Origin of the sequence: Rhodococcus sp. C3V (assembly GCF_029269915.1) — a bacterium.
GTDB classification, from domain to species: Bacteria; Actinomycetota; Actinomycetes; order Mycobacteriales; family Mycobacteriaceae; genus Rhodococcus_F; species Rhodococcus_F qingshengii.
On the sequence record NZ_JARJBE010000026.1, the window covers coordinates 1 to 21,998 of the forward strand.

Here is a 21,998-nt window from a genome sequence, read left to right on the forward strand (position 1 = left end):
CCTGAGCTGTGCGTATGTGCACTCCGGCTTGCTCGGCTGCATGCCGGCGGGAGACGCCCGCAGCGCGCAACTGTGAATACTGGTCACGTCCTGGATGTGGCTTGGCTCCTCTGCGTCCGGTGGTAGGCACTCCTGCTTTCTTGGCCCACGCATATGCGGAATTCCGGTTCGCTCCGACAATTCGGGCTGCCTCGGTCACTGTTCCCGACTCCCTCAAAGCCGCGAGGAAAGCTTCCTTCAGGATTTCGATTTCTTCAGATGCACAGGCCACGGTCGTCGCAACTCCCACACTGAGGTGTTGCGACGACCACTAGAAGCCACCCGGGCTCTGCACGGACAGCGTCAGCGGGTGGATGTGATGCTCACGTACTGCCGCGACGATCGGGCCGACCACCGCGTCGAAGCCGAGAAAATCCAGACTGCTGGGGTTGTCGTCCCGTAGCCGGATCCGGGGGGGAAATCGCTGCCATTACCTGCCTCGCTCTCTGGCGATGGCTCGGCTGCGCGAGTCGCCCTAAATGATGGTGGTTGCCATTCGAACCCTATGATCGCGTACACCGATGGAAACTATCGAAGACACGACGATCAGGGATCGAAACAGGACCCTGCTCCTGCTGTGTCCTCGCCAACTCCGCAGATCCCCAGTTTCCCGTCGGCGTACTTCCCCGGTTGCCCATTATCTTTTAGAAGGTCCTTGGAATTGAGGGCTGCGACTTCCGCTGCTGCACCCACAGGTCGGGAACGCCAGTTCTAGCCACCGAATTGTTGCGTGCACTTTATTCCGCAGTGGAGCGCTCTCCTATCGCGTGGGCAAACACTGTGAGTAGCCCTGCCACTATGAGAGCGACAACAAATGAAACAGATGAGGGGATCCATGAGGCGATCCGGTTGAGTCCGTCGTATCCGAATGCCGTTACACCGCTTGCGATGGCTGCAATCGAGGAACCTCTCCAGATCCATTCGCTCGGAGTTTCACCAGTGACGAGTTCCGCGAATGAACGATGAACGAGGTACTGCCCGAGGACGACAGCGCCACTCGCTGCCAAGCAGACGAGTAGGGACCCACCTGCTCCAGGTAGGTGGCGCACGAAATATGTCAGGGTACCGGTGAATCCGAGGAATGCGGCGGCGGAGAAGAGGGCCGCGCTGAGGTAGCAGCCCAACTCGTTGTCTCGGTACGGTGTGCGATCGATGTCGATCGCAACGAAGATCGCGGCGACGACTCCGACGAACAGCACGCCGGTTAAAGCCAGTAGGGCGGTCCATCCCAGCCAGTTCCAGTGCGACCAGTCCGCATAGTGATTGACTGCCACTTCTTGCATGAGAGATGCCACTCCATTGTCGGTGTCGTACGTTGAGTAATGCTGTGTTGGAACATATTTCATTGCTTCGAGTTGCCACTGCTGAGGACTTCCCGCCGTCGATCAGTGGCAGGCTTTCAAGCGATGTGACCGTCTTGGCCTGAGAAGCAACTCCAGCGACTTCGGCTAGTCAGCGCCGTAGGTGTCAGTGCGGAGTTCGGCCGCAGCTGGGTCAGTTGCGCTCCTGCGTCCGCGCCAGCGGGTCGTTGGAGGCGCGAAGATCTGTCCGTTGCTTTGAGCGGCGAGCACATCTCCTCGGCTTGGTGCATTTTGACATAGCGCGCGGTCAGAGCGGTCAGGCAACTGTTCAGTTGGACCGGATCAGCGCTGTTGTGTTCATCGCGGAAGATTGCTTTGTCTTCGTCGGCGATGAGTGGGTGGGCGTGGACCATCTGCCACGGTGTGGCCGTGGTGACGGTTCCGCGAGCATCGAATTGTCGGCAGTAGAAGTTGTTGATCAATCCTGCACGCGCACGCCAGATCTCGTTGAGGAGGTCGATGGCCGCATCGCTGGTGCAGTGTTCGGTGGGTGCAGGAATATCTTGGACTTGACCGGTTTTCGGGGTGTGGGCTGTACCCAAGCGCAAGTAGAAGTCGACGTTCTGTTCTACGCACCAGTGCTCTATCCGTGCGGCGAGTTGTTCATCGGATGTTGTCGCTGTCAACGCTTCGATTGCGAAGGGAAGGTCGTGTCCGATCGAGGTCAGTGCCGCGCCCAGTGCATCGGCTTTGCGGTAGCCGAAGGAACGGTACGTCGTCCATCGTGTGGCGGTAGCCGTGCTGGTGAGGGTGACGATCGGGGATCTGTCTCCGTGGTGGTGGATCGTGGCTTCGATGTGTCCTGGTGCTGCTGAGGGCTGAGAGACGAGACGGCGGATCGGGGCGTCAGCGGCTACGAGCGTATGTGACGGGCACAGGTGCGGGTGGGTGCTGCGTGCACGCTCTGCGGCGAGGGTTCTGTCCACAGTCGCCGACGACATGCTCAACAACTGTTCTGTAGTTGCTGTCCCCGAGGCGAGGTGGCCGTGGCGGATGAGTGCGTCGACGAGCGTGGGAAGCGCTGGGACGAGCCGCTTTCCGGTCGGCATGTCGAGAAGTTTCCAGCACCAGGTAAGTAATTCCACAGTCTCTGGGCTGTACTTGAGCCGTGATCGAGGTTGCGGGTCGACGGCTCTGGGGGTGGTGGTCCATTTCAGGACGCGGCGAGCGTGGCTTCGGTGCCATCCGGTGCGGGCGCACAGTTCGTCGAGAAGCACACCTTTGGTTCGCTTGTCCGCGCTGGCGTAGGCAAGGGCGATGTCTTCGACGATGCGCTGGTGGTTGTGTCCGCGTGCAGGCTGTAAGCGCTTGTTCGTTACCGACATTCAGGTCCCCTCCTGTGTTGGATCTGTCCTCCTATCTAGTTGTCGGATACCGAACGTCCCGAATCGACAGTTTCCGAAAGAATTTTTCTTTGCTGTTCGAGGAAGCGTCGCTCGACATCGTTTTCGACCAAGATCAGGGCTTCGTCGAGGGCGCAGAGAGCTTCTTTGATGTTGCCGAGTCTGCGGTGCATGTCGGCTCGGGCTGCGGGCAGGTAGTGGTAGCCGGAAAGTTGGTGGTCGGTACCGAGAGGATCCAACGCCGCGAGGCCTGCTTTGGGACCGAAGGCTTCACCGATGGCAATGGCACGGTTGAGCGCTACGACTGGTGAGGGCCAGATGGTCACCATCTGGTTGTAGAGGTCCACGATCCGGATCCAGTCGGTTTCGTCCCATCTACCGGCTTGGGCGTGCACTGCGGCAATGGCTGCCATCAGTGCGTAGCGGCTCGGAGGACGCTGTTTCATCGCGTGACGCGCCAGAGTGAGCCCCTCGTGAATCGCTGTGTGGTCCCAGAGTTGGCGATCTTGTTCACTCAGTCGCAACAGTTGGCCGTCGCTGTCGGATCGAGCTTCGCGGCGGGCATCGGTCAGCAGAACCAGTGCGAGCAGCCCCGTCGGCTCGGATTGGTGTGGTAGCAGCTCGTCCAGTAGTCGTGCCAGGTGCAGCCCGCGTTCAGCGAGATCGCGTCGTTGCAGTTCCGATCCGGAGGGGGCGGTGTGGCCCGTGGTGAAGACGAGGTGGATCACATCGACAACCGCGTCCACCCGGCTGGCTAGTTCCTCGGCGGCTGGCTCGCGGTAGGGGATTCCGGCGGTCGCGATCTTCTTCTTGCCGCGGGTGATGCGTGCTGCCATCGTCGATTCCGATACGAGGAAGGCTCGTGCAACGTCCGGGGTGGAAAGCCCGCAGACCAGCCGCAAGGTCAGGGCCACCCGGGTAGAGACGGGTAGTGCTGGGTGACAGCAGGTGAAGATCAGCCTGAGTCTGTCGTCGGGGATGTCTTGGTCGTCGAGGTTGTATGCGTCGCCGACGATGAGCAGGGGAAGCTTGGTGTCGAGCAAGTCACGGCGCCGGATGAAGTCGATGGCCCTTCTTCGCGCCACAGTGGTCAACCACGCGATGGGACTGTCGGGTACGCCATGTTCGGCCCAGTTGGTCAGGGCCGAGGCGTAGGCCTCCTGCGCGCATTCTTCGGCGAGATCGAGATCGAGGGTCGTTCGAGCCGCGGCGGCGAGAACGTATGCCCATCCCGTTCGGTGTGCATCCGCGATTGCGGCGTGAACGCCAACTTGGTGCATCAGCTCGGTCCCCCTGTTGCCGTGATCCATCTGTTGCACGCGCGGTCAGATTCCGCGGATCGGACGTACTTCGATTCCCCCGAAAGGGGCTGGCAGTTCGCGGGCGATGACCAGGGCGGCATCGAGGTCGTCCGCTTCGATGACGAAGAATCCGCCTATCACCTCCTTCGCTTCGGCGAACACCCCGTCGATGATGGTGACACCGTCCCCGTCGCCGCGGCGGAGGCTGGTGGCGGACGAGGAACTGTGCAGCCTGCGCGATTGGGTCACTACATCGGCGTGATCGGCGAGGAACGCCTGATAGCGCGCTTCGAGGGCTCCGGGATCTTCTCGTTCACATCGCTCGATCTGTTCTTCGTCTTCGTGAACCAACAGTAGATATTCCGGCATGCCCGCTCCCCTATTTCGCATTCAGCTGAGTTAACTCACTCTATATATGTCGAACGACAGGAAGCCGAAATCGACACTCTGGCCAATCTTTTCGCGAACCTATTTGGTGATGCGACGACACGGTTTCGGGCAGTACTACAAGGTGTAAGACTATTTCGGATTCCAGTGCGCCGACGCATATCTCGTTTCAGAGAGTCGACGCTTTCATCTCGCTCCAATTTTTCGGGAGGCGATTGTGAGTTCCCTCGTCAGCAGGGTCGCAAGCAGGCAGGCCGATGAGGTCGATTCGCGCTTTCACCTGGCGCCAGGACTACGCCGTCAGATCAACAAGGTATTCCCCACTCATTGGTCGTTCTTGCTCGGCGAGATCGCCCTCTACAGCTTCGTCGTGTTGCTCATCACAGGCGTGTTCCTGACGTTGTTCTTCGACCCCTCACAGGCCGAGGTCATCTATCAGGGGGCATACCAACCTCTCAACGGGGTGGTGATGTCGCGTGCATACGAAACCTCACTCGATATTTCCTTCGAAGTGCGCGGAGGATTGTTCGTCCGCCAGGTTCACCACTGGGCCGCACTGATGTTCGGAGCGTCGATGATCGTGCATATGGCGCGAAGCTTCTTCACCGGCGCGTTTCGCCGACCTCGTGAAGTCAACTGGGTGATCGGATCCTTGCTCCTGATTCTGGCGATGTTCGAGGGCTTCTTCGGATACTCCCTGCCGGATGATTTGCTCTCCGGTACCGGATTGCGCTCGCCACTCGGTGGAATCACGATGGCCATACCGATCGTCGGAACATGGCTGCATTGGGCCATCTTCGGTGGCGAGTTCCCGGGGACTTTGCTGATCCCGCGGCTCTATGTCATGCATGTGCTCATCTTTCCGGGTTTGATCCTTGCTCTTGTCGCAGCGCACCTCGCGATTGTCTGGTATCAGAAGCACACACAATTCCCGGGGACTGCACGCACCGAGAACAATGTCGTCGGCGTCCGAATCCTTCCGGTGTTCGCGGCAAAATCGGGCGCCTTTTTTGCCCTCGTCTTCGGGATACTCGCCGTGATGGGTGGCCTGTTGCAGATCAATCCGATCTGGGTTCTGGGGCCATACAACCCTGCGCAAGTTTCTGCAGGCTCCCAGCCCGACTTCTACATGATGTGGACCGACGGTATAGCGCGCCTGATCCCGGCCTGGGAGATCTATCTGTTCAACCGGTACACCATTCCCTCGGCATTCTGGGTTGCGCTCGCAATGGGTGCGGTTTTCGTTCTGATGATTGCGTATCCGTGGATCGAAAAGCGTTTGAGCGGCGAGGACAGCCATCACAATCTTCTGCAGCGCCCTCGCGACGTTCCGGTGCGTACGGCGATCGGGGCAATGGCGATTGCCTTCTATGTGGTTCTGACGATTTCCTGTGTCAACGACCTGATCGCGTTGAAATTTCACATATCGCTCAACGCGATGACGTGGGCGGGACGCATCGGTGTGATCGTCTTGCCGGCGATAGCGTATTTCGTGACGTACCGGTTCTGCATCGGCCTGCAACGCAGCGACCGCGCGGTCCTCGAACACGGCATCGAGACGGGCATCATCAAACGCTTGCCCTCAGGTGCTTATCTGGAAACGCATCAGCCGCTCGGACGTGACGGCGAGCCGTTGGAGTATCAGGGAGCGGCTGTGCCCAAACGGATGAACAAGCTCGGCGCAGCGGGAAGACCGTATCCCGGTTCGCTTTTGGGGCCGGATCCGGTGGACGAGGTTCAAGCGCTGAGCCGTGCGGAGGAAGAGTCCGAGCACGAGCTCCTTGCCACTCTCAGTCAGCGCCAGATCACGGGGTCGGCCGACTAGTTTCCTGGAAACAAAACTGCGGGGTGTCTCCTGATGTCAGGGGCACCCCGCAGTTGTCGGATGGCAGAGTAACTATCGGGTTCGGCGTGTCTCCCACGGCCTTCTTCGAAGCCTTTCTGCTGGCTATCTGGCGGTGGAGCGGTCCACCACAGCCCTATAGTCGGTGGTGATTTGACGAAGTCGCCCGGCGGGGGCGGCGATGGAATCACCGGTACGGGCTGCTGTCTTCTTTTCGGAGTCGTTCATGGCCCGATTTGCCTGAACGATGCTTGTTGTCGGGGTGATTCGCATCGCTTCGTAGGATCGCAGTGCCGAGGTCGGGTCGCTCGCTCGGGTGAAGCACTCTGCCAGTGCGCCGGCATCGATGATCGCCTGCGATGCGCCGTTGGCCCCGATCGGATACATCGGATGCGCAGCGTCGCCGAGCAGCGTGACTCGGCCAGAACCCCAGCGACTCAACGGGTCCCGATCAACCATTGGGTATACGGTGACCTCCCCGGAACGGGCGGCCAATTCGGTCAGGTCGAACCAGTCGAATTCCCATTCGGCGAGCGCGTTGACGAGTCCGGTGCGCTCGTCTTCGCTGGGACTTCGTCTGTCTGCGGGAGTCAAGCAGACCCAATTGAGCAGGGTCCTTGCTTTTGAGTTCGCTTGTTCACTGCACGGATACGCCACCAGGCGAGTGCCTGTGCCGTCGTTGGCGATGATCATTGTCGTGCCATCGAGAAACGCATAAGGCAGGTCGGCCAATCCTCGCCACATCGTGGTACCCGCAACGCTGACGGGCGCCTCGTCAGGATGAAGCCAGCGCCGGACGGTCGAATGCAGCCCGTCTGCTCCGACAAGGACGTCGGTGTCGAGTGTGCGGGTTTGGCTGGCAGAGTTCACGACGGTCAGCTGTATCGCCGTCTCGCCAGCCTCGGAGATTCCGGACAGGCGGGCGTCGGCGTGCACGGCATCGGGTCCGAGGCGCTCGGTGACCGCGTCCAGAAGCATCATCTGTAGGTGACCGCGGTGCACGGAGTACTGCGGGTAGTCGTGGCCGGCAGCGATTCCTCGGGGTTCTGTCCACAAGGTCTGACCCCGATGGTCGACATATCGATGAGCTTGGGTGGCCACACCGATGCTCGCAATCTGGTCGGCCAGTCCCAGTCTGGACAGTTCGGCGATCGCTGTGGGCTGGACATTGATCCCTACGCCGAGGGGGATGATCTCTGGTGCGGATTCGAACAGTGCCGTCTGGTGGCCTTGTTCGTGTAGGGCCAGAGCTGCAGTCAAGCCGCCGATGCCGGCGCCGGCGATACTGATCGTGGGGTGTGCCGTGGTGAGGTCTTTGCTGGCCATCGCTGTAGTCCTTTCGGGTACCGACAAAGAGAAGGCCCAGGCGGAACCGGTGGTTCCGCCTGGGCTCTGTGGTGGAGTTAGTCTCTGATCAGGCCTGTGTCACCGAAGCGACCGAATAGGGGCCTGGTGCCGGGGTGGCAAGCTCGGCGGCCTTCTTCGCGAAGACCTGTGCGTCGGGGTTGGTGGCAACGGCTTTGATGTCGTCAGGGCTGCTCCACTGAGCAAGATTGACGACACGAGAACCGTCCCGGCTGGCGAAGAGATTCACCGAGATGAAGCCGGGCTGGTGTTTGATGACCTTCTCGGTGCCCTCGTTGAGGACGTCGATCAAGTCCTGCTGCTTCGACGGGTCCTTGAGCTCCAGAATGTTGATGAATGTTGCGACCTTGTCGCCTTCACGAATCACTGTCTCAGTCATGCCATTACGGTAATCCGCCGTTGCGTAGTTGGCTAGGGTTCAGCAGCGGCGCCCGCCGCTATTCTCGCCGAATACCTTTCCTCGCGAGCATCATTGGTGATGCATCAGATTCCTTGGCGCGTAATCCTTTGATTCGTCGCACTTTTCGCGAGCATGGAACTGATGCGACGCTTGCGCACATCTTCGCTGAGGCATCATATCGTTGCGGATCTCGAGGCCATACTGTCATCGTTAGGGCGTCGGCTACCACCGAGTCGGCGGCGCATCCGTTCGGATCGTGCGCAAGGCGAATCAAAACCGTTGCCACTCAATAATTTTCCATGCGTCAGGCATGTGCACATTCCGAGAGGTCATGCGATGTACGAATTTTTCGGCCCCGAGCAAGAGGCGACGCGCTCACGGAATCGGAGCGTGGTCGACCGCTACATGAATACCCGCGGCACCGATCGACTGAAAAGACACGAACTGTTCACCCAGGACGGTGAGGGCGGACTGTGGACGACCGAGACCGGTGAGCCGATCATGATCAAGGGTAGAGATCGGCTCGCCGACCATGCTGTCTGGTCGCTCGAGCGCTTTCCGGATTGGTCGTGGTTCAACGTCGAGATCTTCGATACGCAGGATCCCGATCGCTTCTGGGTCGAGTGCGACGGCGCCGGCATCATCCGGTTTGCCGGCTATCCCGAAGGTCGCTACGAGAATCATTTCATTCATTTCTTCCGCTTCGTGGACGGAAAGATCAGCCAGCAGCGCGAATTCATGAATCCCTGCCAACAGTTCCGGGCCCTGGGCATTGCGGTGCCGAACGTGATCCGCGAGGGAATTCCGACCTGACAACGACCGCCCCCAGCAATTCGACCTAGCGGAGTGATTCGTGATCCCCTCAGCATTGACGTCGACGGTGATTTCTCACCAGCCGCCGTGGCATGACCATCCCCAACTCGACCTCGTACGCAACGTGCTCGAGACGACCACCGTCATTGCGAGTCCGATCGAAGTCGACCAACTCGCGCGACGACTGCGTGCCGTCGAGGCCGGCCACGCGAGCATTCTCCAGATGGGCGATTGCGCGGAAGACCCCGCGCACTGCACACCCGACCACGTCCATCGCAAGCTTGATCAGCTCACCGCCAGCGCCGGTGCCGTGGCCACCCCTACTGGTCTCCCGGTAGTTCAGGTCGGCCGCATCGCCGGACAGTTCGCCAAACCTCGCTCCAAGGCCACCGAGACCATCGGTGATCGCGAAGTGGTCACCTATCGGGGCCACATGGTGAACCTGCCCGACAGTGACGAGGTCAGCCGAACGCCGGATCCGCTCCGGATCCTGATGGGGTACCTGACTTCGAGGCAAGTCGCCGCCACCATTGCCGGCTTCAACCGCGGGCGTGCCTTGGAGGATCGGGTATGGACCAGTCACGAGGCGTTGCTACTCGATTACGAACACCCCATGATGCGGCCGGGAAGCGATGAACGCACGTATCTGACCTCCACGCACTGGCCGTGGATCGGCGAACGCACGCGCAACGTCGACGGCCCCCACGTCGCCACACTCGCTCACATCGCAAACCCCTCGGCCTGCAAAGTCGGCCCCACCGCCACCGAAGACGATCTCGTAGCGCTGTGTACTCGGCTCGACCCCTATCGCGAACCCGGCAAGCTCGCCTTGATCACACGGATGGGGGCCCACCACATCCGTACTGGACTGCCGGCGCTGATGAATGCGGTCCGTGCGGCTGGGCACCGTGTGCTGTGGATCTGCGATCCGATGCACGGCAACACCCTCAGCACAGACGATGGCACCAAGACCCGAGTCGTCGACGACGTCATCGCCGAGATGACGGGCTTCGTCAGCGTCGCCGATCAGACCGGAACCCGCGTGCACGGGTTACATCTGGAGACGACCCATCTGGCCGATGTCAGCGAATGCGTCTGGTCGAGTACAGATCTCGCCTCCGCGCGGCCGAATAGTTCGCTGTGCGATCCGAGGCTGAACCCGGAACAGGCTGCTGCCGTCGTAGAGGCGTGGGGCGAAATGCTCGCACGGCATTACCGCGTATCGGAGACGACGTCATGAGTCGTGATCTCACTGTCGAACCGTACCTGCTTCCCAGCCCAGGAGAGATGCCGGAAGCGTTGGTGGACTGGGATATCCGTCCACAACAGGCGACTTTGCTCATCCATGACATGCAACGCTACTTTCTGTCGCCGTTCCCCGACGCGATGCGTTCGGAGATCGTGGGCAATGTTCGCGATCTGCATTCTTGGGCGCAGCGGGTGGGGGCGGCGACGGCTTATACCGCGCAGCCGGGCCGGATGAACGTCACAGATCGCGGACTGTTGCGGGATTTCTGGGGCCCGGGGATGCAGACCACGGATGCGGACCGAGCACTTGTCCCCGAGCTCGAACTCGGTGACGATGCGTGGCCCTTCGTCAAGTGGCGATACAGCGCCTTCCACCGATCCGACCTACTCGCCCGCATGCGCGAGAACGGTCGCACGCAACTTGTCCTGTGCGGGGTGTATGCCCATGTCGGCATTCTTGCCACCGCCCTCGATGCGTACACCCATGACATCGAAGTGTTCCTTGTCGGCGACGCAGTTGCCGACTTCACCGATGCAGACCACCGCCACACGCTCGAATACACCTCGCGCTGCTGTGCACGCGTAGTCGCCACGAAGTGGGTGACCGAGCGATGAATGCGCCGCTCTCGACCGATCTCCTGACCGAGATACTGGCCGGCAACCGCTCGGTGTACGCCCTCCTCTGCCGCGCCGATCCTGCCACCGGTGCTCGCACCGTCACAGCGCTGTCCGGGCAGCTACGTCAGCACGAGCTGATTGAGGAAATATCCACGGCTGCTGATGTATTCGTCCTTCTTCCCTATCGTCAGATACGCGAACGCGGCTATCCGGCTCACGATGACAGTGCCCCGCTGCTCGCCATCTACATCGACGAACAGCAGGACTACCCCCTGACCAGCGTGCTCGACAAACTCCCGCGCCGCTCCTTCGCCCTCACCGATGGGCACTTCGACAGCTCCGACGCCGACTACGAACGGAAAGTCGCAGCGATCGTGTCCGAGGAGATCGGCAACGGGCGCGGTGCGAACTTCGTGATCAAACGCGAATTCTCCGCCGAGTGCACGCCCTACAACTCGACAGTCCCTTTATCCGCGTTCGGGGAGCTCCTCGACAACGAACGCGGCGCCTACTGGACCTTTCTCGTACACACAGAGGGTCTGGTACTCGTCGGCGCATCACCTGAACAGCATGTTGTCCTCGACAACGGCACCGCCGTGATGAACCCGATCAGCGGAACCTACCGCTATCCGCCCGGCGGGCCGACTCTGGACGGAGTTCAACAGTTCCTCGACGACCGTAAGGAAACCGACGAGCTGTACATGGTGGTCGATGAAGAACTGAAGATGATGTGTCGTATCTGTGATCCCGGCACCACTCGAGTCCACGGACCAGCGCTCAAGGAGATGGCGTGGGTCGCTCATACCGAGTATTTCATTGAGGGGCAGACGCGCCGCGACCCACGAGAGATATTGCGGGAAACGATGTTTGCGCCCACCGTGACCGGAAGCCCGGTGGAAAGCGCGACCGAGGTCATCGCACGCTACGAGACGACAGGTCGCGGTTATTACAGGGGTGTGGCGGCATTGATCACCCGATCCGGTGGCGGGGCGCCGACTCTCGATTCGGCGATCCTGATTCGTACAGCGGCGATCGAGCCTGACTGTGGTCGTGTACGAGTTGCTGTGGGGGCCACGTTGGTTCGCCATTCCGATCCTGGGGCCGAAGTCTACGAGACCCACGCCAAGGCGCAATCAGTTCTGGCGGCATTCGGGCACAGTAAGCCCCATGCCAGCTGGAATCGGCACCCGATGATCACCACCGCCTTGGAGCATCGCAATGACCAGATCGCGGGATTCTGGTCGCCGAACTACCCCCACGACGTCCGCTCCCCGGTACTGGACGGACGTAAGGCGCTCGTCGTGGACGCCGAAGACACGTTCACTGCGATGCTCGACCATCAGCTGCGTTCGCTCGGCTTGACGGTCACTGTGCGGCGATTCGACGACATGTACACCACCAGTGACCACGATCTGGTCATCGTCGGGCCGGGGCCCGGTGATCCCACAGACGTCGATGACGAGAAAATCGTGCACCTCCGAACACAGATCGACGACCTGCTCTCGACGCAGCGTCCGTTCCTCGCGATTTGCTTGAGCCATCAGATCCTGGCCTCGCGTCTCGGTCTCCCCCTCACCCGCAGAGCTGAGCCGAACCAGGGTAAACAGGCACGCGTCGACCTCTTCGGACAGAGCGAGAAGGTCGGCTTCTACAACACCTTCGAAGCACGCAATGCTCCCGGCCGAATCGATGTCGCGGGCGTCGGCCCGGTCACTGTTTCCGCGGACACCGCCACCGGAGCAATCCACGCCCTCGAAGGGCCCCACTTCGCGTCCGTTCAGTTCCATCCCGAGTCGATCCTGACCGTGAACGGCCCCCGGATCCTCGCTCACATGTCCGAAAGGCTGCTCTCGACGTGAAACTCGAATACATCATGTGGGACCTTCAGTCGGACGATGACCCGTCAGTGACCCACCTCAACGAGCTGACCGACACCGCAGCTGTCGATGCGTGGCGCTCGGTACCCGGTCTGGCTGCCAAATACTGGATCCACGATCGAGGATCCGGACAATGGGGCGCGATACTGCTCTGGGATGACGATCGCCCGGCGGGAGTGCTCCCCGCTGGACCGGCCCTCGAACTCCTCGAACGAGAACGCGCGCACCGCAAGGACTTCTCGGTGCATGCCCTCATCGGGCATCGACCCGAGAGTTCTCGGCGCAGCCTCCGATACTGCGTCGTCGACGCATTCGCCAGTACGCCCCTCAGCGGTAATCCGGTAGCAGTATTCTTCGGCGCAGACTCGCTCTCGGCCGAGATGATGCAGCGAATCGCCGCAGAGTTGAATCTGTCCGAGGTCACCTTCGTCTTGTCGGCTGACTCGGCAGAATCGACTGCGCGGATTCGCATCTTCACTCCCGTCAACGAACTCCCCTTCGCTGGGCACCCCATCCTCGGTACAGCTGCCGCGGTTGCCGCACAGACAGGTGCGAAGGAACTCGCGTTCGAAACTGCGGTGGGTCTGATTCCGATGACCGCTGAGGCCGTCGACGACTACTTCCGCGTCACGATGGACCAACCGCTGCCGACGTGGTCGCCGATGCCTGACGCCGAGCAGAGATCACTGTTGGCAGCCTTGGGGCTCGACGCAAGCGCACTTCCGATCGAGACCTACGACAACGGCCCACGTCACACGATCGTCACCATCGACAGCATCGAGGCGCTCTCTGCTTTACGCCCCGACCACCGCGCCTTGTCCGAGTTCGAGAACATGGCGATCAACTGCATCGCCGAAGACCTCGACGGAGTCTGGCGGAACCGAATGTTCTCTCCCGCGTACGGGGTGGTCGAAGATGCCGCTACCGGGTCAGCCGCCGGTCCGATCGCCATCCACCTCGCGCGTCACGGACGGATCGAATACGACCACGACCTGCGTATTCATCAGGGTGTCGAACTCGGACGACATTCCGTGATGCATGCCCGGGCGAGTCTCGATGCTCGCACCCACGATCTCATCTCCGTGCAGGTCGGCGGCGACGCGATCACGATCGCTCACGCAACTTTGTACCTCGGGTCCGATCGAGGCACCGACGATGAGTAGCCAATACGAAACCATCACCGGAACCGCTCGTCCGTTCCTGGAATATTCCGATCCACCACCCACGCCGCTGGACCTGTTTCAGGTATGGATCGAGGAAGCTGAAATCGCCGGGGTCCGTGAGCCGCTCGCGCTGTCCTTGGCCACGACGGACAGCGCCGGCCGGTGTTCTCAACGCACGGTCGCCGTCACCGACATTTCCGCTAGCGGATTGTCCTTCTCGACGCATACGACAAGCAGGAAAGCGCGCGAACTGCAGACGAACTCGTGGGCCAGTGGCCTGTTCTACTGGCGCGAACTCGCCCGTCAACTGATCGTCTCCGGTCCCGTACTGAAACTCAGCTCTGCGATCGCCGACAAGGTGTGGGACGAGCGCGCCGAACCCCTCAAACCGATGTCGACCGCCTCGCATCAGAGCCTGCATCTCGGCGATCCCAAAGTGCTGCTCGCACGCAGCGACAGCCTCGGCCTACGCACCGATCTCGCCCGCCCTCACCGTTTCGCCGTCTACCAACTCCAGCCGCATCGCGTGGAGTTCTGGGCAGCAGACCAATCGCGCCTACACCGCCGATTGCTCTACGAACGCAGCCCACGTGGGTGGACCGTCGATCGACTTCAGCCCTGAAACGCTTGTCCTACACAAAGGATTGACATGGAACCCGACACGTCACTGGACGCGATCGTCATCGGCGCCGGATTCGCCGGCATCTACGCCCTGCACAAACTTCGCAACGAACTCGGACTCGCAGTGCGATGCTTCGACAAAGCCGACGGTGTCGGCGGCACGTGGCATTGGAATCGGTATCCCGGCGCGAAGTCGGACAGTGAAGGGTTCGTCTACCGGTATTCCTTCGACAAAGAGATGCTTCAGGAATGGTCTTGGACGAACCGCTATCTAGAACAAGCGGAAGTTCTCGAGTATCTCAATGCCGTGGTCGATCGCCACGACCTACGCCGCGATATCCAGCTCGCGACCACCGTCACCTCGGCACGATGGGACGATTCCCTGGCACGGTGGGAAGTGCGCACCGAGTCCTCCGAGGTTTACCTATGCAAGTACCTGATCACCGCCCTGGGGGTGCTTTCCGAACCCAACGCGCCGGAAATACCTGGTATCGAGCAGTTCTCGGGACAGGTAGTCCATACCAGCCGTTGGCCGGACGGACTCGAGGTCGCCGGCCGCAAAGTCGGCGTCATCGGCACCGGCTCCACCGGCACCCAGTTCATCTGCACCGCCGCGGAAAACGCTCAGCACTTGACGGTCTTTCAGCGCACCGCGCAGTACAGCATCCCCTCCGGCAACGGACCGATCGACCAGGAATACCTCGACCGGTGCCGCAGCAACTACGACGCCATCTGGGACCAAGTCCGCAATTCGATCGTCGGTTGCGGCTTCGAAGAAAGCACGGTCTCAGCGACATCGGTGTCGGAAACAGAACGAACCCGTGTGTTCGAGGAAAGCTGGCAGCGAGGTAATGCCTTCCACTTCATGTTCGGGACCTTCAACGACATAATCTTCGATCCCGCAGCGAACCTGGCCGCAGCGGATTTCGTTCGGGACAAGATCGCCGCGATCGTCGACGACCCCGCCACAGCCCAAACGCTGATGCCTTCCGGGTATTACGCCACTCGGCCCATCGCGAACAAGGGATACTACGAAACTTTCAACCGGCCGAACGTCTCTCTGGTCAGCATCAAAGACAACCCGATCACCAGGCTGAACGAGAACGCAGTAGTCACCGCCGACGGGACCGAACACGAGATCGATCTGCTCGTACTCGCCACCGGCTTCGACGCCGTCGACGGCGGATACAAGAAAATGCATCTCACCGGGCGCGACGGAACGCCGATCAGTGAACTGTGGAACGAGACCACCGCCGCCTACCTGGGTATCGCCACACATCAATTCCCCAACATGTTCATGGTCTACGGCCCCAACAGCGTCTTCACGAACCTGCCGCCGGGAATCGAAACCCAGATCGAATGGATCACCGAACTGATCCGCCAAGCCGAAACCCGCGACTCCGCCGTCGTCGAAGTCAGCGAAACCGCCGTACGCGCATGGGCGCAACTCTGCGACGACATCGCCAACGCCTCACTGTTCCCGAAAGCTCATTCCTGGATATTCGGCGCCAACATTCCAGGAAAAACGAGCCGCGCACTGTTTTATTTCGCCGGCCTGGGCAACTATCGAGGCGTTCTCGCGGACGAGGCCGATGCTGACTACCCGAACTTCACCTTTCACCGCGATGACCACACGTCCCTGGAGCGAGAGCATGCCTCCATTCCGCAGTGACCGCCGCACATCTACCGACTACGGGCTTCTCGTAGCAGCCGCCACCCTCTACAACGACAGCGCCGTCGGCTTAGTCCAACAACAACTTTCAGAGCACGGAATCCGAAGCACCATCTCCGGTCCCGAACTCTCCGGCCCCGGAATTGCCCGCAAAGTCCTGGTCTTCCCCGAAGACCACCACCGAGCCTTCCGCGTGCTCTGCAACGAAAACGAAGACCTGTAGAACCCGACTGACGATCCACTCACCCGCGCTACTCATCCGATGCCGCATCGACGTCATCGGATGAGTAGCGCCGTTTTGCGGGCCGCCCGACTGGTCAAGCGACGCGTCGGGACGCGACAAGCCCGCCGTTACCTCTCTCCTGTTCCACCACGCCGCCGAGGTATCCACTCTGGGGCCTCATCTTCCGTGCAGAACCACAACTGTTGCAGGTCATCGGATCGCATAGCGTTCGCACACAGTGGTGCCCGGCGCTCACATTTGGGTTTTCGTGTGAGCCGTTCTTCGATCGCTACGCGCTTTCGGCGTTGGAGCTTGGCGGTTTTGATGGATTTCAGGTGCTCTGGCGGCTCACACCCAGTTCTTCTGCGGCCTCGCTGACCGATACGAGCGTCGGCAGCTTCGCCCTATGATCTTTTCATTCGAACCCGCGCCCGTCCAACGCCGACTAACCGGTACCCGGGTTTTCCGAGTGCAATCGCGAGAGCGTGCCCGCGCGGCCGAGACGAACAACGATCTTCCGTCTAGTCTGCGTGGCATGCACCTGGTTCCGAATCCTGACGACGACGATTTTTACTACGAGGACGACACGTTCGATCCGGATGCACCGACGTTGACCTCACGCCAGTCCTACGTTGTTTCGAAGGTAGCGACAGAGCTTGCGGATGCGGTGTTCGCCGACGCCCACCTGCTCGGCGATCTCCCTGTCCAACCAGGGTCCGGCCGCGGGGTGCTGGCGGAACTGCCGGCATGCACCTGGACTCAGGATGCGACGTGGCGACGCACCATGGCTCGCGCGTTCGACGATCTTTCCGCCGATGCGACCGCGACAGTCGATCCCGAACCTCGCTGTACCGGTGAGGAAATGGCGCTGCATTTGATCATCGGCCGCGCCCGCATCGCGATGCTGTCGGACCGATTCGCAGAAGAACTCACCGATCTTCCCGCGCACAAGAATGACGACTACTGGGACGACCCGCTCGACTACCTGTTCCAAGACCACGACGTGCTGACACTGTTCTGGCCAGAACCCATCCCGGACGGAGTTAACCTCGACCCCGAGGATTGGTTCATCCCCTTCGAAACGGGCCTCCGACGCGACGACGACCGCGGCTTCCGCAAATAGAGACCCGGCGATCTTCTCTCGCGTTTACACCTGTCCCCGCCCCGCGCGACAGTTTCACCTTTGACCTCGATAGATGACACGTCCCCACCGCGGGTGCTGGCGTCATGCCGACCTACCTCGACATGACGAGCACAGCGACGAAAAGTCCGGCCGGCACGGTTGCCAGTTGCTTTTCGTCGCTCAGACGAGCGCGTCCGTCGCCGCCAACACATCAGCGAAGGCCACCAAGTAGTCGAACGAGCACCCGCGGAACAGTTCGGTTCCCGCGGGCTTGGACGCATCGCGCCCGACTCCGGTGACCCGCGGATTGAAGGTGCTCCCGTCTGACGTTCTCCATGCCTCCGCGTGCAGTCGCTTCTCGATCACGCCCAGCTCGGCGCGCGGTACCACACACGATTTCCACGGATCCTGCGACAACTCGCACCCCAGCCTGCGGAAGGTCGACATATGCGAGTGCCGGCGCTTCGGCCAATCGGTCGTCAGGCCGACTTTCGTCCAGCCCGAATCGAACGCCATCACGTACAGGTAACCCACGGTGGGATCGGTCGGGTACACCTCGTCCCACGGCCCCGCCAGATCCGGGTTCAACGCATAAGTCCAGTTCATGCGTTCACGCTAGAGAGATCCACCGACAGCCGAACACTCCGAATGACACCCGGGAATGTCGGCGCTGTCCTGCACACTTGAGAAGAGCGACAGCAGCAACCACTGGAGGTCTCCATGAGTACCCAGGCACGACTCGACGGCACGCCCGTGGACCTCTCGGCCCTCACCCCCGCCGACATGACGAGAATCGCCGAGCTGCACAACACCATCGACCGCGGCGACGGTGTCCTCGAATGCATGGAACCGGGTGGCGGCGAAATGTACCTACGCAAACATGGCGACCGGTACTTCGCAGTGCACTTTCCCGGCGCCGGCTGCACCGCAAAACACGCAGTGACGCCCGAGACCGACGAGCACAAGCGCCAGAAGGATTACTGGTGCCGAGCCGCTGACAGCGCCGGCTTCGAGGCAGTTCCCGAGTACACGACCACCGGGGGGAACTCGCGTCGACGTCTTGGTCAAAGGCCCCGTACTGGTCGGTGCCGAAGTGCAACATTCAAGCCTGACCCTTGCCGCAGCACGTAAGCGGACAACGAAAACTGCACGTGCCGGCATCGTCCCGCTGTGGACGTCGGATTCGGACAGACAACCCGCCTGGCTTCACAAAGTGCCCTCGATGCGCGTGAACGAGACCGACTGGTCATCGAGCATGCCCCCGGCTGGCACCGCAACCGCGACCGCCCTCCGCGAGATCGAAATGACAATCTGTGACGCCACTGGCTTCTCTCGATGCCCGGACACTGGTGGCCGACACTGCGGGAAGTGGCACACAAAGCTCGTGCCGCTGATCGGAATGACACTGGACGGCGCAATCGCCGGTGCCGCAAGCGGCGACCTGGTCCCTATCGTTGACCGGTCCGGATACGTGTACGTCGTTCCCCGACGCGACCGAGACACGCTCGGCCCCAACGGTGAATCCGACTGGACGCCGGGCCTGACACAACAGCAGAAACCAGACCCGACGCAAGGACGCCGAACTTGTGAAGCCCCGATCCACACGGGTGCAGCAGGGTCGCGGAACCAGATCATTCAGCCGATACTCGGCCCTGCACCGAAATGTCCGATCTGCACGTTTCCGCTCGACGGTGCCGCAGCCGGTCTCACGATGCACCATGACTGCGCAAGCAAGCGCGCCCGGGAGATGGGAACACAATCCGACATACAGCGCAGGCGCGCGAGTTCGATTGCCGCGCAAGCGGAAGAGTTGAAGATCCTATCTGGCAGCTCAACTCGCGAATCAGTCGACCCAATTGCGTTCCTTGGCACGTGTGTAGAGCCAGACGAGACCAAGAAGGAACAACACAAGGAGTGCGCCGAGCACAATCGCGTTGCGAAGTACCCCATCCCAGAGTTCTCGGGCCGTGATCTCCCCGAACTGGGTGACCACGAACACGACGAACACCGACAGCGCCGGAACTATCCATGTCGCGGGCAGCCAACCCGGTTCTTCCTTGAATCGTGCGATGTCCTCACACACGCCGTTCGCCAGATTCGCGGCAACCATGTAGGCCGCTGCGATCACCGCGACGCTGATCAGACCTGTCGTGCCGAAGAACTCGGTACTACGACTGTGGCGGGCCAACGCGCCGAGCGCGTGGACAAGCCCCCAGATCGAGACCGCCCAGAGCACAAGCGACGCAGCCAGGCGCCACCAACTCACCGCAACGTCCCTGGCGCTGTACCAGTAGGTCACCCTGCCGAGAAACACCGCTGCCGCGCCGAGCAGACCAGCAAGGACGAGAACCGCTATCCCACCGAACCATCCGGCCGCGGTCCAGTTCGTCAGGTGATCGGGTTCTGTCATGTCCTTGTCCCCCTTGAAGATTGTGTGTGCTGTCGATGTTCTTACAACGCTGCTCGTGGTCGACCCACTCCGCATGTGCACCGTCGTTCGTCGTTGAGGAAGCAATTCGGCTGGTGGTACGGCATCGCGTACTCGCCCCGGACCCTCGCCAGGAACGGGTCACCTAACGGGTCGTTGTCGATCGAGCTTTCCCGGATTTCCTTGTCAGGGAACTTGTCGAAGACCCTTTCCATCAGGAACAGCCCCCATCGAGGCTGATACTTACCTTCCGCGTGGAGCGCCTTGTCGAACCGGAACGGCTTTTCGAGGAAAATCCTCCGCGTTTGAATCACCCAGTCGATCCCCGACGGGTCTACGTCGACGTATCCGACATGTACGCCATCTCGATGCACGTCGAGCGTCGCGCACCTGTTGACCCTTCCGCTCAAGATCGGGTATCCGAAGTCGCGGTACTTCTCGACGAGTTCGGCTCTGGCTTCGCTGTCCCACTCGTCCCATTGCGGGTTCGTCTGATCTGTCATGCAGAATCTCGCATCTCTAGTCGTTTCCCTGCCCCGACGAGGGAGCTGGGGACATGTCATCTTTGCAGTTCAACTACACAATTTCTGGCACCGCTACAGCAGCGATCGGGGTCGGGTAGTCAAAAGAGTTGGCGCTCTTCCTCACCCACGATGTCGCTGCCGTACATCCCCCATGCCGAGACGATGCGGTTCGCGCCGCCACCATCCGTGTTCGACTTCCCTGCACCCGGCAACAAGTCACGGGCGCGTACCTCTGCCCCACTCCACAGCGAGAGGCCGGGATTACCACCGACACAGCCTCCGGCGATCGCCCCGATCGACACGGGCGTCCCCGACCCCTCCACGAGGGTCGTGGGCCAGAAGTCCTCGGTGGCCGCATGTGTGGCGGGGAGAGGGATCTCGGAAGACGGGCGACGGTCGTGAGCGCCGCCGATACTCACCCAGATCAGCCGCGGAGCCTTTCGACGTCGCCACCGTCGTTCGGCCGGATCGTTGAATCCGCGGATCCAGTGCCGGCCTTGTGAATCAGTGATCGGCGTTCCCTCTGGAGTAGCACGCAATTGCTCGGCACTGTCATAAACGCGCCCGCGATTGAGTGCTGCGTCGAAGTCGCTTTCGTAGCTGGCCATCATTCCCCCTGTAGTTCGTCTAGTCACATTACTAATGCGTGCGTGCCGGAATAACCCGATCTACCAGCCGATTTCGAGCACCTTCGTGGAGCCGGTCAGCGGCAGCATCGTGATGAGCATCATGCTGATTCCTCCTGGGGGATCTCGCGGGCGGGGCGGTTCCGGTGATCGCTGAATACCCGAATGTGAGTGGACAGAAGGACAAGCCCGCCCAGAATCGCCATTATCACTGGGGAGTAGGTCATCATGAAGTCGTGCGCCGCGGTGGGGCATTGCGGTGCTCCGGTGCTGCCCAACAAGGTGGTGTAGCACTCGCGGGCTGGTTCGCGGGGTACATAGCGAGGCTGCGTGAACAGCCATGCACATACGGTGACCACAACGACGTCGATCAGCATGAGGACCCGGAACGGTGTGATCACTTCGCCGACCCCCTTGGGTCCTCAGTTCTCTTGCTCGCGCGTGTTGACCTGTTCGCATCGCGGAGATTCTCTACGGCCTCTGCGGCGCCGAAGACAATCTCAGAGGGTGCATTCGGCCGCAGCACGATCACTCCGAACGGCACGAGGACAAGAGCCATGACCACCGCAGACCAGTCGTTGACTGCACCCGCGATCAATGCCGCGCCGGTCGACGCGACTATCGCGTAGTGAACGACAATGTCGAACGTCGTCGGAGAACTCATCGTGCCCGCCGAACCTTCGGAGTGCTGCGAGAATCTTCCACACCGTCAACCCTTCGTGTGGCGTAGGCCGCACAGATCAAATGATTGATCTGAAGTTTGCGTCCTTCGCGGGCAATGAATGCGAGAACCTCGCTGCTGCTCGCGGGTGCCGGTTCGGCCTGAGAGGTGATCTGGATTTCGTCGAGTGCCAGGTGCTTCATGGTTCTTCTCCGTTTCGTGCGGGCATGTCAGAACAGGTGGGTGGCGCGGTAGTCGTTGGTACCGGGACATTCTTCGACGGCCGCGGCGGTGAATTCGGTGATCGGGGGTCGCCATCGGGCGCGCTCGGCTTTGCTGATGTGGCACCACATCGTGGTGTC

25 protein-coding genes and 1 pseudogene are annotated in these 21,998 nt (G+C 61.1%); 12 read left to right on the forward strand and 14 right to left on the reverse strand.

The annotated features are described in order from the left end of the window. Window positions 1-199 (reverse strand): annotated as a pseudogene (locus tag P3G66_RS30760) (IS30 family transposase); the annotation flags it as partial. A gap of 99 nt (window positions 200-298) precedes the next feature. On the opposite strand from P3G66_RS30760, the gene P3G66_RS30765 reads away from it, so the two are divergent. Further along, window positions 299-442 carry a hypothetical protein gene (locus tag P3G66_RS30765; protein ID WP_276117745.1) on the forward strand — a complete coding sequence of 48 codons (144 nt, stop codon included), beginning with the start codon at window positions 299-301 and terminating at the stop codon, window positions 440-442. Window positions 443-776: 334 nt separating this feature from the next. Here P3G66_RS30765 and P3G66_RS30770 read toward each other — a convergent pair whose 3' ends face one another. From P3G66_RS30770 to P3G66_RS30785, 4 genes are all read right to left on the reverse strand, one after another. Further along, on the reverse strand, window positions 777-1,322 hold the full coding sequence (locus P3G66_RS30770) for a hypothetical protein (RefSeq protein WP_276117746.1): 546 nt from the start codon (window positions 1,320-1,322) through the stop codon (window positions 777-779). 116 nt (window positions 1,323-1,438) lie between these two features. Further along, complete coding sequence (locus tag P3G66_RS30775; protein ID WP_276117747.1) at window positions 1,439-2,725, reverse strand: hypothetical protein; 1,287 nt, start codon at window positions 2,723-2,725, stop codon at window positions 1,439-1,441. 35 nt (window positions 2,726-2,760) lie between these two features. Continuing rightward, complete coding sequence (locus P3G66_RS30780) at window positions 2,761-4,023, reverse strand: sigma-70 family RNA polymerase sigma factor (protein WP_276117748.1); 1,263 nt, start codon at window positions 4,021-4,023, stop codon at window positions 2,761-2,763. A 45-nt stretch (window positions 4,024-4,068) separates the two neighbouring features. Further along, window positions 4,069-4,413, reverse strand: a complete 345-nt coding sequence (locus tag P3G66_RS30785; protein WP_021334696.1) for a YciI family protein — start codon at window positions 4,411-4,413, stop codon at window positions 4,069-4,071. A gap of 232 nt (window positions 4,414-4,645) precedes the next feature. On the opposite strand from P3G66_RS30785, the gene P3G66_RS30790 reads away from it, so the two are divergent. Next, window positions 4,646-6,256 carry a cytochrome bc complex cytochrome b subunit gene (locus P3G66_RS30790; protein WP_276117768.1) on the forward strand — a complete coding sequence of 537 codons (1,611 nt, stop codon included), beginning with the start codon at window positions 4,646-4,648 and terminating at the stop codon, window positions 6,254-6,256. Window positions 6,257-6,379: 123 nt separating this feature from the next. Here P3G66_RS30790 and P3G66_RS30795 read toward each other — a convergent pair whose 3' ends face one another. Then, window positions 6,380-7,600, reverse strand: a complete 1,221-nt coding sequence (locus P3G66_RS30795; protein ID WP_276117750.1) for an FAD-dependent monooxygenase — start codon at window positions 7,598-7,600, stop codon at window positions 6,380-6,382. A gap of 88 nt (window positions 7,601-7,688) precedes the next feature. After that, window positions 7,689-8,018: an antibiotic biosynthesis monooxygenase gene (locus tag P3G66_RS30800; protein ID WP_276117751.1), complete on the reverse strand. Its 330-nt coding sequence runs from the start codon at window positions 8,016-8,018 to the stop codon at window positions 7,689-7,691. Between the two features lie 357 nt (window positions 8,019-8,375). Here P3G66_RS30800 and P3G66_RS30805 point away from each other — a divergent pair, with 357 nt between their 5' ends. The 9 genes from P3G66_RS30805 (at window position 8,376) to P3G66_RS30845 (ending at window position 17,397) form a co-directional block, all read left to right on the forward strand. Beyond that, window positions 8,376-8,852, forward strand: a complete 477-nt coding sequence (locus P3G66_RS30805) for a PhzA/PhzB family protein (RefSeq protein ID WP_276117752.1) — start codon at window positions 8,376-8,378, stop codon at window positions 8,850-8,852. 40 nt (window positions 8,853-8,892) lie between these two features. Next, window positions 8,893-10,092, forward strand: a complete 1,200-nt coding sequence (locus P3G66_RS30810) for a 3-deoxy-7-phosphoheptulonate synthase (RefSeq protein WP_276117753.1) — start codon at window positions 8,893-8,895, stop codon at window positions 10,090-10,092. After that, complete coding sequence (locus P3G66_RS30815) at window positions 10,089-10,715, forward strand: isochorismatase family protein (RefSeq protein ID WP_276117754.1); 627 nt, start codon at window positions 10,089-10,091, stop codon at window positions 10,713-10,715. The genes P3G66_RS30810 and P3G66_RS30815 overlap by 4 nt, the downstream gene beginning before the upstream one ends. Beyond that, window positions 10,712-12,577 (forward strand): anthranilate synthase family protein, encoded by a 1,866-nt coding sequence (locus P3G66_RS30820; RefSeq protein ID WP_276117755.1) that lies wholly within the window; start codon window positions 10,712-10,714, stop codon window positions 12,575-12,577. Before P3G66_RS30815 ends, P3G66_RS30820 begins: the two co-directional genes overlap by 4 nt. Beyond that, the gene (locus P3G66_RS30825; protein WP_276117756.1) at window positions 12,574-13,758 is read left to right on the forward strand and encodes a PhzF family phenazine biosynthesis protein; all 1,185 of its coding nucleotides are present in this window, start codon (window positions 12,574-12,576) and stop codon (window positions 13,756-13,758) included. Before P3G66_RS30820 ends, P3G66_RS30825 begins: the two co-directional genes overlap by 4 nt. Beyond that, a complete protein-coding gene (locus P3G66_RS30830) occupies window positions 13,751-14,380 on the forward strand; it encodes a pyridoxal 5'-phosphate synthase (protein WP_276117757.1) in 630 nt (209 codons plus the stop codon). Before P3G66_RS30825 ends, P3G66_RS30830 begins: the two co-directional genes overlap by 8 nt. Window positions 14,381-14,407: 27 nt before the next feature. Next, window positions 14,408-16,051 carry an NAD(P)/FAD-dependent oxidoreductase gene (locus tag P3G66_RS30835; protein WP_276117758.1) on the forward strand — a complete coding sequence of 548 codons (1,644 nt, stop codon included), beginning with the start codon at window positions 14,408-14,410 and terminating at the stop codon, window positions 16,049-16,051. After that, window positions 16,032-16,274, forward strand: coding sequence for a hypothetical protein (locus tag P3G66_RS30840; protein WP_141489144.1), 243 nt, complete (start codon window positions 16,032-16,034; stop codon window positions 16,272-16,274). The genes P3G66_RS30835 and P3G66_RS30840 overlap by 20 nt, the downstream gene beginning before the upstream one ends. Window positions 16,275-16,809: 535 nt before the next feature. Beyond that, complete coding sequence (locus tag P3G66_RS30845) at window positions 16,810-17,397, forward strand: hypothetical protein (protein WP_276117759.1); 588 nt, start codon at window positions 16,810-16,812, stop codon at window positions 17,395-17,397. Between the two features lie 180 nt (window positions 17,398-17,577). Here the strand turns inward: P3G66_RS30845 and P3G66_RS30850 are convergent, their stop codons facing one another. Further along, window positions 17,578-18,003 carry a hypothetical protein gene (locus tag P3G66_RS30850; RefSeq protein ID WP_276117760.1) on the reverse strand — a complete coding sequence of 142 codons (426 nt, stop codon included), beginning with the start codon at window positions 18,001-18,003 and terminating at the stop codon, window positions 17,578-17,580. A gap of 114 nt (window positions 18,004-18,117) precedes the next feature. Between P3G66_RS30850 and P3G66_RS30855 the strand changes: the two genes are divergently transcribed. Continuing rightward, complete coding sequence (locus tag P3G66_RS30855; RefSeq protein WP_276117761.1) at window positions 18,118-18,528, forward strand: hypothetical protein; 411 nt, start codon at window positions 18,118-18,120, stop codon at window positions 18,526-18,528. Between the two features lie 712 nt (window positions 18,529-19,240). On the opposite strand, the gene P3G66_RS30860 is transcribed toward P3G66_RS30855, so the two are convergent. From P3G66_RS30860 to P3G66_RS30885, 6 genes are all read right to left on the reverse strand, one after another. Next, on the reverse strand, window positions 19,241-19,807 hold the full coding sequence (locus P3G66_RS30860; RefSeq protein WP_276117762.1) for a hypothetical protein: 567 nt from the start codon (window positions 19,805-19,807) through the stop codon (window positions 19,241-19,243). A 41-nt stretch (window positions 19,808-19,848) separates the two neighbouring features. Then, window positions 19,849-20,328: a hypothetical protein gene (locus P3G66_RS30865; RefSeq protein ID WP_276117763.1), complete on the reverse strand. Its 480-nt coding sequence runs from the start codon at window positions 20,326-20,328 to the stop codon at window positions 19,849-19,851. Window positions 20,329-20,447: 119 nt separating this feature from the next. Continuing rightward, complete coding sequence (locus P3G66_RS30870; RefSeq protein WP_276117764.1) at window positions 20,448-20,957, reverse strand: hypothetical protein; 510 nt, start codon at window positions 20,955-20,957, stop codon at window positions 20,448-20,450. Between the two features lie 119 nt (window positions 20,958-21,076). Beyond that, window positions 21,077-21,376, reverse strand: coding sequence for a hypothetical protein (locus P3G66_RS30875; protein WP_276117765.1), 300 nt, complete (start codon window positions 21,374-21,376; stop codon window positions 21,077-21,079). Next, window positions 21,373-21,639 carry a hypothetical protein gene (locus tag P3G66_RS30880; RefSeq protein ID WP_276117766.1) on the reverse strand — a complete coding sequence of 89 codons (267 nt, stop codon included), beginning with the start codon at window positions 21,637-21,639 and terminating at the stop codon, window positions 21,373-21,375. The genes P3G66_RS30875 and P3G66_RS30880 overlap by 4 nt, the downstream gene beginning before the upstream one ends. Then, window positions 21,636-21,839, reverse strand: coding sequence for a hypothetical protein (locus P3G66_RS30885; protein ID WP_276117767.1), 204 nt, complete (start codon window positions 21,837-21,839; stop codon window positions 21,636-21,638). The genes P3G66_RS30880 and P3G66_RS30885 overlap by 4 nt, the downstream gene beginning before the upstream one ends. Window positions 21,840-21,998: the final 159 nt, after the last annotated feature.